Origin of the sequence: Chitinimonas koreensis (assembly GCF_014353015.1) — a bacterium.
GTDB lineage: Bacteria > Pseudomonadota > Gammaproteobacteria > Burkholderiales > Chitinimonadaceae > Chitinimonas > Chitinimonas koreensis.
Genome location: NZ_CP060704.1, coordinates 228,114 through 244,148, shown reverse-complemented (window position 1 = coordinate 244,148; position 16,035 = coordinate 228,114). Strand labels below are relative to the sequence as shown.

The 16,035-nt window shown below is 69.3% G+C and carries 18 protein-coding genes and 1 tRNA gene; 14 read left to right on the top strand and 5 right to left on the bottom strand.

The genetic code is table 11. The features are described from left to right. Positions 1-46: 46 nt before the first annotated feature. A tRNA-Ala gene (locus H9L41_RS00970) sits at positions 47-122 on the bottom strand. A gap of 101 nt (positions 123-223) precedes the next feature. Between H9L41_RS00970 and H9L41_RS00965 the strand changes: the two genes are divergently transcribed. The 8 genes from H9L41_RS00965 (at position 224) to H9L41_RS00930 (ending at position 6,655) form a co-directional block, all read left to right on the top strand. Next, positions 224-1,495 carry a glutamate-5-semialdehyde dehydrogenase gene (locus tag H9L41_RS00965; protein ID WP_028445708.1) on the top strand — a complete coding sequence of 424 codons (1,272 nt, stop codon included), beginning with the start codon at positions 224-226 and terminating at the stop codon, positions 1,493-1,495. Continuing rightward, positions 1,488-2,492, top strand: a complete 1,005-nt coding sequence (locus H9L41_RS00960; RefSeq protein WP_034606611.1) for a DUF2804 domain-containing protein — start codon at positions 1,488-1,490, stop codon at positions 2,490-2,492. Before H9L41_RS00965 ends, H9L41_RS00960 begins: the two co-directional genes overlap by 8 nt. 60 nt (positions 2,493-2,552) lie before the next feature. Continuing rightward, positions 2,553-2,900: a PAS domain S-box protein gene (locus H9L41_RS00955; RefSeq protein WP_187523638.1), complete on the top strand. Its 348-nt coding sequence runs from the start codon at positions 2,553-2,555 to the stop codon at positions 2,898-2,900. Positions 2,901-3,094: 194 nt separating this feature from the next. Next, positions 3,095-4,261: a methyl-accepting chemotaxis protein gene (locus H9L41_RS00950; protein ID WP_187523637.1), complete on the top strand. Its 1,167-nt coding sequence runs from the start codon at positions 3,095-3,097 to the stop codon at positions 4,259-4,261. Between the two features lie 91 nt (positions 4,262-4,352). Beyond that, positions 4,353-5,069 (top strand): nicotinate-nucleotide adenylyltransferase, encoded by a 717-nt coding sequence (gene nadD / locus H9L41_RS00945; protein ID WP_084300074.1) that lies wholly within the window; start codon positions 4,353-4,355, stop codon positions 5,067-5,069. Then, complete coding sequence (gene rsfS / locus H9L41_RS00940) at positions 5,066-5,473, top strand: ribosome silencing factor (RefSeq protein WP_028445705.1); 408 nt, start codon at positions 5,066-5,068, stop codon at positions 5,471-5,473. Before nadD ends, rsfS begins: the two co-directional genes overlap by 4 nt. Positions 5,474-5,582: 109 nt before the next feature. Continuing rightward, the gene (gene rlmH, locus H9L41_RS00935; protein WP_028445704.1) at positions 5,583-6,050 is read left to right on the top strand and encodes a 23S rRNA (pseudouridine(1915)-N(3))-methyltransferase RlmH; all 468 of its coding nucleotides are present in this window, start codon (positions 5,583-5,585) and stop codon (positions 6,048-6,050) included. Between the two features lie 11 nt (positions 6,051-6,061). Further along, positions 6,062-6,655 (top strand): Maf family protein, encoded by a 594-nt coding sequence (locus H9L41_RS00930; RefSeq protein ID WP_028445703.1) that lies wholly within the window; start codon positions 6,062-6,064, stop codon positions 6,653-6,655. 173 nt (positions 6,656-6,828) lie between these two features. On the opposite strand, the gene H9L41_RS00925 is transcribed toward H9L41_RS00930, so the two are convergent. Both H9L41_RS00925 and pyrE read right to left on the bottom strand, forming a co-directional pair. Then, positions 6,829-7,446 carry a DUF4124 domain-containing protein gene (locus tag H9L41_RS00925; protein ID WP_028445702.1) on the bottom strand — a complete coding sequence of 206 codons (618 nt, stop codon included), beginning with the start codon at positions 7,444-7,446 and terminating at the stop codon, positions 6,829-6,831. Positions 7,447-7,492: 46 nt separating this feature from the next. Further along, positions 7,493-8,134: an orotate phosphoribosyltransferase gene (gene pyrE / locus H9L41_RS00920; protein WP_028445701.1), complete on the bottom strand. Its 642-nt coding sequence runs from the start codon at positions 8,132-8,134 to the stop codon at positions 7,493-7,495. Between the two features lie 76 nt (positions 8,135-8,210). Here pyrE and H9L41_RS00915 point away from each other — a divergent pair, with 76 nt between their 5' ends. After that, entirely contained in the window at positions 8,211-8,981 is a 771-nt protein-coding gene (locus tag H9L41_RS00915; RefSeq protein ID WP_028445700.1) for an exodeoxyribonuclease III, read from the top strand. Between the two features lie 164 nt (positions 8,982-9,145). Here the strand turns inward: H9L41_RS00915 and H9L41_RS00910 are convergent, their stop codons facing one another. Further along, positions 9,146-10,414 carry an AmpG family muropeptide MFS transporter gene (locus H9L41_RS00910; RefSeq protein ID WP_028445699.1) on the bottom strand — a complete coding sequence of 423 codons (1,269 nt, stop codon included), beginning with the start codon at positions 10,412-10,414 and terminating at the stop codon, positions 9,146-9,148. Positions 10,415-10,546: 132 nt separating this feature from the next. Between H9L41_RS00910 and H9L41_RS00905 the strand changes: the two genes are divergently transcribed. Together H9L41_RS00905 and H9L41_RS00900 are read left to right on the top strand one after the other, a co-directional pair. Beyond that, entirely contained in the window at positions 10,547-10,846 is a 300-nt protein-coding gene (locus H9L41_RS00905) for an STAS domain-containing protein (protein WP_028445698.1), read from the top strand. Between the two features lie 199 nt (positions 10,847-11,045). Further along, positions 11,046-11,642 carry a YqiA/YcfP family alpha/beta fold hydrolase gene (locus H9L41_RS00900; RefSeq protein ID WP_028445697.1) on the top strand — a complete coding sequence of 199 codons (597 nt, stop codon included), beginning with the start codon at positions 11,046-11,048 and terminating at the stop codon, positions 11,640-11,642. Positions 11,643-11,778: 136 nt separating this feature from the next. Here the strand turns inward: H9L41_RS00900 and H9L41_RS24225 are convergent, their stop codons facing one another. Further along, on the bottom strand, positions 11,779-13,074 hold the full coding sequence (locus H9L41_RS24225) for a PKD domain-containing protein (RefSeq protein ID WP_245589185.1): 1,296 nt from the start codon (positions 13,072-13,074) through the stop codon (positions 11,779-11,781). 244 nt (positions 13,075-13,318) lie between these two features. Between H9L41_RS24225 and H9L41_RS00890 the strand changes: the two genes are divergently transcribed. From H9L41_RS00890 to H9L41_RS00880, 3 genes are all read left to right on the top strand, one after another. Further along, the gene (locus tag H9L41_RS00890) at positions 13,319-13,576 is read left to right on the top strand and encodes a hypothetical protein (protein ID WP_028445696.1); all 258 of its coding nucleotides are present in this window, start codon (positions 13,319-13,321) and stop codon (positions 13,574-13,576) included. Between the two features lie 132 nt (positions 13,577-13,708). Further along, a complete protein-coding gene (locus tag H9L41_RS00885) occupies positions 13,709-14,788 on the top strand; it encodes a CaiB/BaiF CoA transferase family protein (protein ID WP_034606608.1) in 1,080 nt (359 codons plus the stop codon). Positions 14,789-15,013: 225 nt separating this feature from the next. Further along, positions 15,014-16,033: a M14 family zinc carboxypeptidase gene (locus H9L41_RS00880; RefSeq protein ID WP_034606607.1), complete on the top strand. Its 1,020-nt coding sequence runs from the start codon at positions 15,014-15,016 to the stop codon at positions 16,031-16,033. Positions 16,034-16,035 lie beyond the last annotated feature (2 nt).

The following is a 16,035-nucleotide window of genomic DNA, read 5'->3' as shown; positions in this document are numbered from 1 at the left end:
GAAATGCAACAAGGGATTGCTCGCGCAATCCCTTGTTCATTTTGACTGGTGGACCGAAGGAGGATCGAACTCCCGACCTCTGCATTGCGAACGCAGCGCTCTCCCAGCTGAGCTATCGGCCCGAAAGAGGCGCGAATCTTAGCGCGAGGCCCTGCGCCCGACAAGCCCGCCACGGAATCTGGCAGAATCGATCCGACCCCTAGATACACGCCGGAGCAAGATCGTGGATGTGAAAGCCTATATGGCCGGACTCGGCCGCGCCGCGCGGGCCGCCTCGCGCGCCATCGCCCGTGCCGATACCAATGCCAAGAACGCCGCGCTGAATGCGATCGCCGATGCGATCGAGCGCGACGCCGACCGGCTGCTCGCCGCCAACGCCGCCGACGTGGCCGCCGCGCGCGAAGCCGGGCTCGAACCGGCCCTGCTCGACCGCCTCGCGCTGACGGCCAAGGGCGTCGCCTCGATGGCCGAAGGCCTGCGCCAGATCGCCGCGCTGCCCGACCCGGTCGGCGAGATGAGCGACTTCGCCTACCGTCCCTCCGGCATCCAGGTCGGCAAGATGCGCGTGCCGCTCGGCGTGATCGGCATCATCTACGAAGCGCGCCCCAACGTGACCGCCGACGCGGCCGGCCTCTGCCTCAAGTCGGGCAACGCCGCCATCCTGCGCGGCGGCTCCGAGGCGGTGCGCTGCAACCAGGCCATCGCCGCGCTGGTGCGGGAAGGCCTGCGCAGCGCCGGCCTGCCCGAGGCGGCGGTACAGGTGGTCGAAACCACCGACCGCGCGGCGGTCGGCGAGCTGATCACGCTGACCGAATTCGTCGACGTGATCGTGCCGCGCGGCGGCAAGGGCCTGATCGAGCGCATCAGCCGCGAGGCGCGGGTGCCGGTGATCAAGCACCTCGACGGCATCTGCCACGTCTATATCGACGGCGAGGCCGACCTCGACAAGGCGGTGCGCATCGCCGACAACGCCAAGACCCATCGCTACGGCACCTGCAACACCATGGAGACGCTGCTGGTGGCGCAGTCGGTGGCCGCCGCGGTGCTGCCGCGGCTGGGCCGCATCTACGCCGGGAAGGGCGTGGAGATGCGCGCCTGCCCCGAATCGCGCGCCATCCTCGAGGCGGCCGGCCTCGCCGGCATCAAGGACGCCACGCCGGAGGACTGGTCGACCGAATACCTGGCGCCGATCCTGGCGATCTCGACCGTACCGGGCCTCGACGAGGCGATCGGCCATATCAACGAGTTCGGCTCGCACCACACCGACGCGATCGTCACCGAGAACTACACCCGCGCCCGCCGCTTCCTGCGCGAGGTCGACTCGAGCTCGGTGATGGTGAACGCCTCGACCCGCTTCGCCGACGGCTTCGAATACGGCCTCGGCGCCGAGATCGGCATCTCGACCGACAAGATCCACGCCCGCGGCCCGGTCGGGCTCGACGGGCTGACCAGCCAGAAATGGATCGTGCTCGGTGACGGCCAGGTTCGTGCTTGACCTGCCGCCGGCGCCGGCCGCGCCGGTCGGGCCCGACGGCGAGCCGCTGGCCGGCCGCTTCTGCGGCCGCACCGCCGCCATCGACTGGCGCGCGCTGGCGCCGCGACTGGCGCGGCCGGCCTGGTGGCGCTTCTTCCATCACAAGCGCTGGCAATACGTCGGCATCGCCACTGCCGATTGCTTCATCGGCTGCGCGATCGTCGACCTCGGCTGGACCAACACCGCCTTCGCCTACCTGTTCGACCGCCGCAGCGGCGCGGTGGTCGGCGGCCTGTCGCGCGAAGGGCTGCCCGGCCTGACCGCCACGGTGGGCGACGTGCCGGCGGTCGGCGCCGGCAGCCGCTTCCGCTGGCTCGGCGAGCGCGTGGCGTTCGAGGAGACCGCGCCCGACCGCTTCACGGTGCGCATCCACGGCCCGGACGGTTTCGCGGTCGAGGCCGAATTCGACGGACGTGCCGCCGCGCCCTGGCTGTTCGCCAGCGGCCCGGTCGAGGACGGCCTGTGGCATGCCACCCACAAGTCGCCGGCACTGGCAGTGCAGGGCCGCGCGCTGGCCGGCGGCCGCGAATACCGGCTCGACGGCGGCCACGCCAGCCTCGACCATTCCAACGGCCTGCTGCCGCGCGACACGCGCTGGCGCTGGGCCTCGGCCCACGCCGACGGCATCGGCTTCAATCTGCAGGCCGGCTATTTCGGCGATTACGAGAACGCGCTTTGGCTCGACGGCCGGCTGATAGCGCTCGGCACCGCCGAATTCGACTACGACCCGGCCGCCACCCTGGCGCCCTGGCGGGTGCGTACCGCCGACGGCCTGCTCGACCTGGCGTTCACCCCCGAGGGCGAGCGGCGCGAAGACCGCAACCTGCTGGTGGCGGCCAGCCGCTACGTTCAGCCGGTCGGCACCTTCGCCGGCCAGGTACGCGGCGCCGCCGACGCCGCGCCGCGCGAGGTGGCCGGCCTGCTCGGCGTGGTCGAGCACCACCATTCGCGCTGGTAGCGCGGTTGCCGCTGGCCGACTTCTTGACTAGGCTCAAGCGGATCGGCGCCGTTTAGCGGCATGCTGGACGACGCACAACAATACGGTACAGGGAGCAGGAAAAAAGATGATGGAACCGCCAGACCGGCCGCCGGCCGGGCGTGCCGGAGCGACGGCGCCATGAAGCTCAATCAGCCAGTCACCCAGGTCGAGCGCTTCCTGAACCCGGACGAGCCGATCGTCACGCGCACCGATCTCAAGGGCGTCATCGAATACGCCAACCCGGCTTTCGTCGAAATCAGCGGCTTCAGCCATGCCGAGCTGATCGGCAAGCCGCATAATGTGGTCCGCCACCCGGACATGCCGCCCGAGGCCTTCGAGGATCTGTGGCGCACGTTGAAGGCGGGCGGCCGTGGCGCGGCCTGGTGAAGAACCGGGCCAGCAACGGCGATTTTTATTGGGTGGAGGCTTACGTCACACCTATGTTTGAAGAAGGCAGGCCGCGCGGATACATGTCCGTGCGGACTGCTCCGGCGCGCAGTGAGGTTGCGCGCGCCGAGGCGCTGTACCGCGACATCCGGGAAAAGCGAGCCCGCTTCCCCGACACACCAACCGGAACCGTCATGCAGAAAATTTCCTTCGCCCAACGCGCCTGGCTCGCCTTCATCCTGCTGGCGATTCTCAATCTCCTGACCGCCGCCGCGGCCAGCTTCGGCCTGGGCGAAGGCTGGACCTGGGCGCTGGCGGTGCTCGGCGCGCTGGCCGCCCTGGTCGGCGGCGGCTGGTGGGTCAGCCGTGCCGCCCACGGCATGCGCAAGGTCGAGGTGGCGCTCCGCCACATCGAGGAAGGCAATTTCCGCTACCAGCCCGAAATCGACCCGACCGACGAATTCGCCGAGCTGATCGGCTCGGTCCGCACGCTGTCGATCCACCTGCGCGCGATGATCGCCGACGTGCTGTCGACCTCGCGCAAGATCGCCGAGCAGTCCGACGTGGTCGACCGCGCCGCCGAGCAGCTGGCGCTGCAGACCGGCCGCCAGAGCGAGCAGGCGATGCAGGTGAGCGCCGCGACCGAAGAGATGAGCGTGTCGGTGACCGAGATCAGCCGCGCCACCCACCAGACCGCCGAAAGCGCCATGCAGGCCAAGACCGTGGTACGCGAGGGCGAAGCCAACATGCAGGCCAGCCGCGCCTCGACCAACCGCATCGTCGAGGTGGTCGGCGAAGCGCGCGCCACGCTGGACGACCTGAACCAGGCCGTCGCCCGCATCGGCAGCATGACCGGCACCATCAAGGAAATCGCCGACCAGACCAACCTGCTGGCGCTCAACGCCGCCATCGAAGCCGCCCGCGCGGGCGAAAGCGGCCGCGGCTTCGCGGTGGTGGCCGACGAGGTGCGCAAGCTGGCCGAACGCACCTCGCAGTCGACGCTCGACATCAACAACAACGTCGCCAACATCCAGCTGGTCACCCAGGCCACGCTGATGACGATGGACGACGCCGTGGCCGAGGTCAGCAACGGCACCGCCTCGATCGAGGCCAGCAGCCGCAACCTGCAGGACGTCGCCACCGCCGCCGAGCGCACGGTGGAGATGACCGGCCAGATCGCCGACACGCTGCGCCAGCAGTCGTCGGCCGCCGAGGAAGTGGCCAACACCATCGAGCGGATGGCCAGCACCATCGACGCCAACAACCGCGAGGCGCAGTCGCTGGCGACGTCGGCCGATCAACTGGCCGGCACCGCCGCCGCGCTGAAGGCGCTGGTCGCGCGCTACGAGAAGTCGTTCTGACCGGGGCTTCGGCCAGATACCTTCGCATCGACCCGACAGGCCGCCACCGTTCAAGCGGGGCGGCCTTTTGCATGGCAAGACTGGAGTTCGCGTGGCCGGCATCGGCATCTTCGGCGGGACCTTCGACCCGATCCACTTCGGCCATCTGCGCATCGCCGAGGAGTTCGCCGCGGCGCTCGGGCTCGAGCAGGTGCGCCTGGTGCCGACCGCCAATCCGCCGCACCGCGCCGGCCCATTGGCCGGCAACGAAGACCGGCTGGCGATGGTGCGGCTGGCCGTCGCCGGCAACCCGCGGCTGGCGGTCGACGAGCGCGAGCTGCGGCGCGACGGCCCGTGCTACACCATCGACACGCTGACCGAACTGCGCGCCGAGCTGGGCCCGGACGCGCCGCTGAGCTGGCTGATCGGCGCCGACAGCTTCCTCTCGCTCGACCGCTGGCATCGCTGGCGCGAGCTGTTCGATCTCGCCACGCTGGCCGTCGCCTGCCGCCCCGGATTCGACCTCGACCGCTGGCGCGAACGTGCGTCACCCGCGCTGGCCGACGAAGTCCTGCCGAGAATTCAAACACTTAGCGTGACCGGCCGGCACCTTCCGGGTACAATCGCGCTTTTGCCAACCACGCCGCTCGCCATTTCGAGCACCGCGATACGCGCCGAACTCGCGGCCGGACGATCCGCCCGCTACCTCGCGCCCGACGCCGTGCTCGACTACGCCGGGCGGCATTTGCTTTATTCCGCCGCGACGCCGCGCCCGCCCGAACCGGGCGGCACGGTGGGCCAGGCGGCAAGCGGAACCCTGCGAACATGACCGAACAACAACGACACCTGACCCCGGAACAGATGCGCGACATCGCCGTCGCCGCACTCGAAGACATCAAGGGCGAGGACATCCTCGCGCTCGACACCACCAAGCTGACCTCGATGTTCGAGTGCATGGTGGTCGCCTCGGGCAATTCCAACCGCCAGGTCAAGGCGCTCGCCAACAACGCGCGCGAGAAGCTGAAGGAAGCCGGCGCCGAGATCCTCGGCATGGAAGGCGACACCACCGGCGAATGGGTGCTGGTCGACGTCGGCCCGCTGATCATCCACGTGATGCTGCCGGCGGTGCGCGACTACTACAACCTCGAGCAGCTGTGGGGCGGCCAGAAGCCGACCTTCAATCCGACCCGGCCGTGGGAAGCGGCCATCCAGGCGCACGACGATCCGAAGTAATCGCCGCATCGACGTGGATCGCAGGCGAAATGCGATCAGCAGCATGGGCGCCCGGCAATGCCGGGCGTTCGTCGTCTACGCATGCCCGGTCACTGAGTAACAGTCCGCAATGAAGCTCCACATCATCGCCGTCGGCCACAAGATGCCCGACTGGGTCGAGGCCGGTTTCCGCGAATACGTGAAGCGCATGCCGCGCGAGGCCACGATCGAGCTGACCGAGCTCAAGCCCGGCCAGCGCGCCGGCTCGAGCGTCGAACGCGCCATGGAGACCGAGCGCGACCGTATCCTGGCCGCGCTGCCGGCCGGTTGCCGCAAGGTGATCCTCGACGAACGCGGCGCCGCCTGGACCACCATGAAGCTGGCCGAACGCCTGCGCGGCTGGCAGCAGGACGGCCGCGACGTGGCCTTCGTGATCGGCGGCGCCGATGGCCTGCACGCCGACGTGAAGAAGCAGGCCGACGACCTGCTGCAGCTGTCGGCGCTGACCCTGCCGCACGGCATGGTGCGCGTGCTGCTGGCCGAACAGCTGTACCGTGCCGTGGCGATCAACCAGGGTCATCCCTACCACCGCGAATGAGCGCTTCCGCCATGACGAGACCCCCGATCTACCTGGCCTCCGGCAGCCCGCGCCGGCGTGAATTGCTGAACCAGATCGGCGTGCCGATCGAGCGCATCGGCAGCGAGGTCGACGAGACGCCGCTGGCCGGCGAAGGCGCCCACGCCTACGTGCTGCGGCTGGCCCGCGCCAAGGCGGAGGCCGGCCTGGCCGCGATGCGCGCAGCCGGACTGCCGCCGCGCCTCCTGCTGGCGGCCGACACCACGGTAGCGCTCGACGACGCGATCCTCGGCAAGCCGCTCGACGCGGCCGACGCCGCCGCGATGCTGGCGCGCCTGTCGGGCCGCAGCCACGAGGTGCTCACCGCGGTGGCGCTGACCGACGGCGAGCGCGTCGAGACCGCGCTGTCGGCCAGTACCGTGCGCTTCCGCGCACTCGAGGCGGCCGAGATCACCGCCTACGTCGCCAGCGGCGAGCCGCTGGACAAGGCCGGCAGCTACGGCGCGCAGGGTCTGGGCGCGGTGCTGGTCGAGGAGATCCGCGGCAGTTTCAGCGGCGTGGTCGGCCTGCCGCTGTGCGAGACCGCGGCGCTGCTGCGGCAGTTCGGCTACCCGGTGCTGGGCTGAACATCGCGCAGTCCCTGTAGGTCGGGATTCACTCCCGACTGCGCTGTTTCCAAGAATGCTGTCGGGAGTCAATCCCGACCTACGCCGGCTGCGCTGTGCCTACTGCCTACGCATCGCCATCTCCAAGCAAAAGGCCGCCCGAGGGCGGCCTTTTGCTTGGGACCCGGATCCCATCACTTGCCCGCGTCGGCCCCGCGCAATTCGATCAGCCGCTTCTTGTCGGCCTCGGCACGTTCCTTGAGCAGCACCGCATCGTTCTCGCGCTGCTTGATCTGCTCGTCGATCTTGGCGATCTCGGCCTTGCGGTCCTTCATGTCGGATTTCAGGTCGTCCGGCACCGGCTTGCCGGCCTTGTTCAGCTTGTCCACCTGGGCCTGGTAGCCGTCGAGCCGCTTCTGGACCGCCTCGCGCCGCAGCTTGTCCGACTGGATGCCGGCCGCGACCTGCTCGAGGTTGCGGTCGCGGATCGCGTCGATCTCGCTGGTGCGGGTGAAGCTGTTGATCAGCGCCTTGTCGCGCCGGCGCGCGTCTTCCTTCTGCTGCGAGGCCTCGCGCTGCTTGGCGATCTCGAGCTCGCGCGCGGCGCGCTGCTCGGGCGTGAGGATCCCCTCGGTCTGGCGCACCGTCATGCCCTGCTTGTTGAGCTCGGTGAGGCCCTTCTGGTTCTGCTGCTGCGGCGGCTTGTCGCTGTACTGCACCTTGCCGTTCTCGTCGACCCACTTGTAGACGCCGGCCGCGGCGGGAAGCGCCATGGCAAGCAGCAGCGCGAAAACGGAATGACGGCGGAACATGGGTGAAACTCCTCGGAACAGGGTGGGGCCGGCCTGGGCGACCCGATCAGGCGACGCCGTATTCGGCGCGGTAACGCTGGACCGCTTGCAAGTTGCGTTCCAGCTCGGGCTGGCCGCCGAGGTAGGCAATCAGGTCGGTCAGCGTGGCGATGGCGATCACCGGGATGCCGTAGCGCGCCGCCACCTCCTGCACCGCCGACTGCGCGCCCTGGCCGCGCTCCTGCCGGTCGAGCGCGATCAGCACGCCGGCGGGCTCGGCGCCGGCGGCGCGGATCAGCTCGACCGATTCGCGCACCGAAGTGCCGGCCGAGATCACGTCGTCGATGATCATCACCCGGCCCTTGAGCGGCGCGCCGATCAGGGTGCCGCCCTCGCCGTGGTCCTTGGCTTCCTTGCGGTTGAAGCAGAACGGCAGATTGCGCCCTTTCGCGGCAAGCGCCACCGCGGTGGTGGCGGCCAGCACGATGCCCTTGTAGGCCGGGCCGAACAGCATGTCGAACCGGACGCCCGACTCGATCGCCGCGTCGGCGTAGAAGCCGGCCAGCCGGCCGACGCTGGCGCCGTCCTGGAACAGGCCGGCGTTGAAGAAGTAGGGCGACTGGCGGCCGGCCTTGGTCTGGAAATCGCCGAAACGCAGCACTTGCTGCTCGACGGCGAAGGCGATGAAATCGGTGCGGGAAATGCTCATGGAATCGAGAAGGCATGCGGGTTTCAGAGTTTTATAGCATATCATTCCGCACCCCCTAGCTCAGCCGGAACCCGACATGCGCATCATTTCCGCCAATCTCAACGGTATCCGCTCCGCCGCCTCCAAGGGCTTCTTCGACTGGCTCGCCACCACCTCGGCCGACGTGGTCTGTGTGCAGGAACTGAAGGCCCAGCTGCCCGACCTGAGCGAGCTGATGCGGAATCCGCACGGCTACCACGGTTTCTTCCACCCGGCCGAGAAGAAGGGCTACAGCGGCGTCGGCATCTACAGCCGGATCGCGCCCGACGCGGTGGTCGAAGGCCTCGGCATCGCCGACATCGACGCCGAGGGCCGCTACCTGCGCGCCGACTTCGGCAAGCTGTCGGTGATCTCGCTCTACCTGCCGTCGGGCTCGAGCAGCGAGGAGCGCCAGCAGATCAAGTTCGCCTTCATGGAACGCTTCATGCCGCATCTCAAGCGGCTGCGCGAGGAAGGCCGCGAGATCGTGCTGTGCGGCGACTGGAACATCGCCCACAAGGAAATCGACCTGAAGAACTGGAAGGGCAACCTGAAGAACTCGGGCTTCCTGCCCGAGGAGCGCGCCTGGCTGACCGACGTGTTCGGCCTGGGCTGGGTCGACGTCTGGCGTTCGCTCTACCTCGAGCATCCCGGCTACACCTGGTGGTCCAACCGCGGCCAGGCCTATGCCAAGGACGTCGGCTGGCGCATCGATTACCAGATCGCCACGCCCGGCGTGGCCGCCACCGCCAGGTCGGCCGCGATCTACAAGGATGTGAAGTTCTCCGACCATGCGCCATTGACGGTCGATTACGACTTCGCGGGTTGAGATGCCCGGCTCGATCGGAGCCTGGTTCAGGCTGGACCGGCTACGCACCCTGTAGGAGCGGCTTCAGCCGCGAATGGCCGACAGCGCGCCGAGCGGCGAATCGCGGCTGAAGCCGCGCCTACAGGGGAGACGGCCGAGGCCCTCGACCAATCTGCCCATGACCGCTAAGCCTGCGGCTTGTCCGCCGGCGCATCGCCGTTCCACGGCGCCACCCGCAGCAGCAGCAGCATGCCGGGCAGGCCGAGCGCGAAGCAGAACCAGAAGAACGGTCCCCAGCCCATCTGCTCGACCAGCCAGCCGGCCGCGGCGCTGACCAGCGTGCGCGGCACGGCGGCCAGGCTGGTGAACAGCGCGAACTGGGTGGCGGTATAACGCGGATCGGTGGTGCGGGCGATGAAGGCGACGAAGGCCGCGGTGCCGAGGCCGACGCCGAGGTATTCCAGGCCGATCACGCCGCCCAGCAGCCACAGGTCGTGGCCGACCTCGGCCAGCAGCGCGAAGCCGAGGATCGCCACCAGCTGCACCGCGCCGAACAGCCACAGCGCGCGGTTGATGCCGAGCTTGACCATCCAGATGCCGCCGAGGATGCCGCCGATCACCGCCGGCCACAGCCCGGCGTGCTTGGCCACCAGCCCGATCTCGCTCTTGCTGAAACCCATGTCGAGGTAGAACGGCGTCGACAGCGCGGTCGCCATGCTGTCGCCGAGCTTGTAGAGGAAGATGAAGGCCAGGATCTCGAGCGCGGCCCAGCCGCCGTGGCGGCCGATGAACTCGCGGAACGGCGCGACCACCGCCTCCTGCAGCGTCTTGGGCGGCGCGATCGCGGCATCGGCGGTCGGCGCCAGCAGCAGCGTGGCCAGCACGCCGGGCAGCATGAACAGCGCGGTGATGGCGAACACGCTGTCCCACGGCAGGTGGTCGGCCAGGATCAGCGACAGCGAGCCCGGGATCAGGCCGGCGATGCGGTAGGCGTTGACGTGCACCGCGTTGCCGATGCCGAGTTCGGCCTCGGGCAGCAGCTCGCGCCGGTAGGCATCGAGCACGATGTCCTGGGTGGCCGAGAACAGCGCCACCGCGGCGGCCAGCATGGCCACCGTGCCGATCTGGGCTTGCGGATCGAGCCAGCCGAACAGCGGGATCGAGGCGGCCAGCAGGAGCTGGGTGAACGCCATCCAGCCGCGCCGGCGGCCGAGCCAGCGGGTGGCGATGCCGTAGCGGTCGAGCAGCGGCGACCAGAGGAATTTCCAGGTGTAGGGAAACTGGATCAGCGCGAACAGGCCGATCTGCTTGAGATCGATCTGCTCGCTGCGTAGCCAGGCCGGCAAGAGCTGGATCAGCAGGTAGAGCGGCAGGCCGGAGCTGAAGCCGGTGAATACGCACACCAGCATGCGGCGATTGAGCAGCGCTTCGCGCCAGGATTCGGTCGGGTGCATGGCAGAGGGACGGAACGAGGTGGCCGCACCTTATCAGGATTGCCGGCCGGGCGCGGGTAACCGTGGTGGCGTAGCAATACGACGACGGCCTGATACACTGGGTTGAACAGGGACAACCACGGTAAGCACGCCATGAACGCCATCCTCTCGCTGACCGATCACCATGCCGTCATCAAGCTGATCGGCGACTTCACCTTCGAAGGCCATCGGCCGTTCAAGGAAGCGACCCAGCAATTGCTGGCGAGCGACGGCGTCGAAACGCTGTCGATCGATTTCGAGGCCGTCGAATACATGGACAGCGCCGCGCTCGGCATGCTGCTGCTGCTGCGCGAACGGCTCGGCGACAAGCCGATCCACCTGGCGCAGACGCGCGGCACGGTGCGTGCCGTGCTCGACGTCGCCAATTTCGGCCGCCTGTTCACGCTGGATTGAGACCGCGCCGAATCGAGTCGCGGCACAGGCACCCGGCAAAGCCGGGCGCTTGCGGTTTGCTCTTCTCGACCAGCGGCTCCCCTGATTGATCCCTGCTCCCTCCGCCCTCGCCGCCCAGGGCTCCCTGATGGCGGTCCCCCAGACTTCGCGGGGTGGGTCAGAGGGAGCCTCGCTTCGCTCGCGCACATCTCTCGACCGTATGCCCCACCTGCTCTACCTGCACGGCTTCAACAGCAGTCCGGCCTCGATCAAGGCGCGGCAGACCGCTGCCTCCCTGGCCGAGCGCGGCCTGGCCGACCGCTTCCACGCTCCCGCGCTGCCCTATTCGCCGGCCGCGGCCGCCGGCCTCATCGCCGCCGAGATCGAACGGCTCGGCCCGGCCGGGCTGACCGTGGTCGGCAGCTCGCTCGGCGGCTTCTACGCCACCTGGGCGGCCGAGCGCTACGGCTGCGCCGCGGTGCTGATCAACCCGGCCGTGCGGCCCCACCGCCTGCTCGCGCCGCTGCTGGGGCCGCAGCGCAATCTCTACACCGACCAAGCCTACGTGCTGACCGAGCGGCACATGGACGAGCTGATCGCGCTCGAGCCGGCCGCGCTGCATCCCGAGCGCTACTGGCTGCTGGCCGAGACCGCCGACGAGACGCTCGACTACCGCGATGCAGTGGCCTACTACGCCGGCAGCCGCCAGACCGTGATCGAGGGCGGCGACCATGGCTTCCAGAGCTGGCAGCGGCTGCTGCCGGAGGTGCTGGAGCACGCCGGGCTGGGCGCGGCGGACGCCGATTCCATCCACTGACACCAGAATCGGCGCCATCCCCGCAGGAGCGGCTTCAGCCGCGAATGGCCGAGGCAGCGCCAACGCCATTCGCGGCCGAAGCCGCTCCTGCAAAGTCCCCTGCGCCGCACAGCATCCGCATGCCGGGCCCGGACGTTCAGTTCGTCACCAGCCCATCCATCCGCACCACCTCGAAATCGCTGCCCTTCACGCTGCCGAGCTCGCTCACCAGCTCGTCGTTGTTCCAGCGCGCATCGGGCGCGCCGCTGACATACCAGTTGCTGCCGTTGTCGGCCACGATCATGCCGTAGGTCTTCATCGCCTGCAGGATCGCGCGGCTCTCGGCGCTGAAGCCGGCCGGGATCGCGTAGGCGGCCTTGAGCCGCACCCGCATGCCCATCGGCGGCCGGTTCGGGTCGGTGCTGCTGGCGGCCCAGTGGGTGGCCGGCGGCACGTAGGCGCGGCGCGACTGGCTGACGGTGAAGCGCAGCGCATGGCGGATGGTGCCGCTGGCGGCCTCGTCGTAGCGCACCAGGCCGGGGAACACCGGCAGGCCGGCCGCGTCGGCGCTGGTCCAGCCCGGCTGGCCGCCGGGGCGCACGGTATTGGAATCGAGATGGAACACCGCGCCCGAATCGGCGTTCCAGCTGCCGTCGGGCTGCGGGAAGGCGCGGTAGAGCTCGTACAGCCGGTTGTTGTCGCGATCGATCACCAGCACATGGCGGTCGCCGTCGAAGGCGCCGCCATCGGGCCGCTGGCCCTCGATCGGCGCGGCGGCCGGCACCGGGTAGGGGCCGGGATCGCTCTCGTCGCCGTAAGCGGTGAAGCGGATCGTCACCCGGGCCTGCGCGCCGCTCACCACCACGTAGGGAATGCCGATCGGCGCACCGTCGTAGAGGCCGGCGCCGAAGTCGGGATGCAGGCCGCGCCCGGCGCCGATGGTGGCGATCAGGTTGGCCGAGTTGGGATCGACCGGTGCGGCCGAGATGTCCTGGTTCCAGGCATTGCCGGCCGGGAAGGGCAGGCTGCCGTTGAGCGCGGCGCCGACGCCGAGGTCGGCCGCCGCCATGCTGCCGTAGTGCGCGCCGGCGCTGCCGACCGTGACCGTGGTGCTGGCGCTGGCCGTACCGGCCGCATTGCTGGCGGTCAACGTGTAGGTGGTGCTGGCGGCCGGCGCGACGGTGACGCTGCTGCCGCTCACCGTGCCGATGCCGGGCGCGATGCTGATGCTGGCGGCGCCGCTGACCTGCCAGCTCAGCGTGCTCGACTGGCCGACGGCGATCACCGCGGGCGAGGCGTCGAACGCCTGTACCGTGGGCGCGGCCGGCAGCGGGGTCGGCGTGGGAGTCGGGACCGGGGTCGGCGAGCCGCCGCCGCCATCACCCCCTCCGCCGCAGGCGCCGAGCAGGATCGAGGTGCACAGCGGCAGCAGCCATGTACGGGCCGGATTCATGACGATGTCCTGATTTGGATCGAGTCCCGATCATAGCCAGCACCGCCGGCGGCGGAACGTGAAAACGACCAGACCGACCGGCCCTCCGCCGTGCGGTAGCGAACCGCGGGCATCGCCGCCCGGTCACACGCGCATGCGCCGAACATGGTGGAGGGCTGCTTCCGCCGCAAGCCGCGCAAGGTCCATCAGATTTGCCTAAAATACGCGCTCTCGCTCCACCAGACCGCCGACCGAACCCGACACCATGATCCTGGATCTAGAACTGGCCCCCGCCGACGATGCCCGCAAGGACATCGCCGCCGTGCTTTCCCACGTCGACCGCTTCCTGCAGGACCGCGAGAACGGCATCGCCCACGCCAGCGCCGCCGACGTCGCGGCCTACCTCAAGTCGATGGTGCCCTACCACACCAAGGTGCTCGCCATGACGGTGTTCAAGGACCGCTACGAGATGGAGCTCGAGCTCGGCTTCGTCAAGGTGGTCTGCAAGCTCAAGCGCTATTGATCCCGGCGCCGTCCGGCGCATCCGTCCCGCAGCTCTTCCCCCGTCTTCTCCATCTTCGCCGCGACCGGCCGGGCCGCCGGCCGGCTTTGCTATGCTGCCGGCCAAGGCGCGCGGGGCGCGCGAGGAGAAGACATGCAGGACCCGAAGAAACCGCTCGCCGGCATCAAGGTGGTCGAGCTCGGCACGCTGATCGCGGCGCCGTTCTGCACCCGGCTGATGGCCGACTTCGGCGCCGAGGTGACCAAGATCGAGCCGCCCGAGGGCGATCCGCTGCGGCGCTGGCGGCGGCTGCACGACGGCACCTCGCTGTGGTGGTACGTGCAGAGCCGCGGCAAGCGCTGCATCAATCTCAACCTCAAGGATTCGGCCGAACTCGAACGCGCCCGCGCGCTGTGCGCCGAGGCCAACATCGTGGTCGAGAACTTCCGCCCCGGCGTGATGGAGAAGCTCGGCCTCGGCTGGGAAACGCTGTCGCAGCTCAATCCGAAACTGGTGATGGTGCGCATCTCCGGCTTCGGCCAGACCGGCCCCTATCGCGACCTGCCCGGCTTCGGCGCGGTCGGCGAATCGATGGGCGGGCTGCGCTACGTGACCGGCTTCGAGGATCGCCCGCCGGTGCGTACCGGCGTCTCGATCGGCGATTCGATCGCCGCGCTGTACGCGGTGATGGGCGCGCTGATGGCGCTGCGCCAGGTCGAGGTCAACGGCGGCCGCGGCCAGGTGGTCGACGTGGCGCTGTACGAGGCGGTGTTCGCCATGATGGAAAGCCTGGTGCCCGAGTACGACCACGACGGCTTCATCCGCGAGCGCAGCGGCAACATCATGCCCGGCATCACGCCGTCCAATACCCATACCACCCGCGACGGCGGCCACGTCACCATCGGCGCCAACGGCGACGCGATCTTCCAGCGGCTGATGCGCGCGATCGGCCGGCCCGATCTGGCCGCTGCGCCGGACCTGGCCGACAACGCCGGCCGCGACGCGCGGCGCGACGAGCTCTACGCGGTGATCGACCAGTGGGTGGCGCAGCACGACCTCGCCGCGGTGATGGCCGTGCTGAAGGAGGCCGAGGTGCCGGCCTCCAAGGTCTACTCGGTGGCCGACATGTTCGCCGACCCGCATTTCCATGCGCGCGAGATGTTCCTGCCGCTGACGCTGCCCGATGGGCGGACCATCCGCATGCCCGGGATCGTGCCGCGGTTGGCGGGCTGAGCCGCCGCGACGCATCCTATTGAGAGCGTTGTAAGCGCGGCTTCAGCCGCGAATGGCGGCGGCTCATCTTCGAGGACTTGCGGCTGAAGCCGCTCCTATGAGGTTCGTCCACGGCATCGATCGCACCGCGTTCCACCGCATCGGACCAGGACGCGGACGGCCGAAGCACTTGTCACGAAACCGTCACGCCTGCCCGGCGCGCCGCTGTCTATGCTGGCGATCGCCATGTCCCTGTATGACCGCCTCCCCGAACTGGCCGAGATCGAACGCCTGCTCGCCCTGGGCGGCGGCCGGCTGCGGTCGCGCAGCGTGGCCGGCGTGACGGTCGGCAACTTCTGCCTGCCGATCCACGTGCTGAGCCTGGGCAGCGACGACCCGGCCGCGCCGGCGGTCGGCTTCTTCGGCGGCGTGCACGGGCTCGAGCGCATCGGCACCCAGGTGATCCTGGCCTTCCTGCGCAACCTGCTGATGCGGCTGCGCTGGGATTCGGCGCTCGAGCACCAGCTCGAACGCGTGCAGCTGCTGTTCATGCCGCTGGTCAACCCCGGCGGCATGCTGCAGCGCCGCCGCGCCAACCCGGCCGGCATCGACCTGATGCGCAACGCGCCGATCGACGCCAGCGAACGGGTCGCCTGGCTGGTCGGCGGCCACCGCTTCGGCCGCTGGCTGCCGTGGTACCGCGGCGACCACGGCCAAGAGATGGAAGAGGAAAGCCGCGCGCTGTGCACGGTGGTCGAGCAGGAACTGCTGAGCCGGCCGCTGGCGCTGGCGCTCGATTGCCACTCGGGCTTCGGGAGCCGCGACCACATCTGGTTTCCGCTGGCCGGCAGCCGCCGGCCGATCGATACGCTGGGCGAGATCTACACGCTCAAGACGTTGTTCGACCAGGCCTATCCGCACCACCGCTACCTGTTCGAGCCGCAGAGCCGCCAGTACCTGACCCACGGCGACCTGTGGGACCACCTCTACCTGCGCTCGCGCGCCGATCCCGACCGGCTGTTCCTGCCGCTGACGCTGGAAATGGGCTCCTGGCTATGGGTGCGCAAGAACCCGCGCCAGCTGTTCTCGCGGCTCGGCGTATTCAACCCGGTGGCGCCGCACCGCGAACAGCGGGTGATGCGCAGCCACCTCTTGCTGATGGAATTCCTGCTGCGGGTAGCCAGCAGCGAGCTGCGCTGGCTCGAGGGCCGCAACCGCCGGCTGCAGCATCGGCGCGATGCGATGGACCTGTGGTACCGGAGCTGACG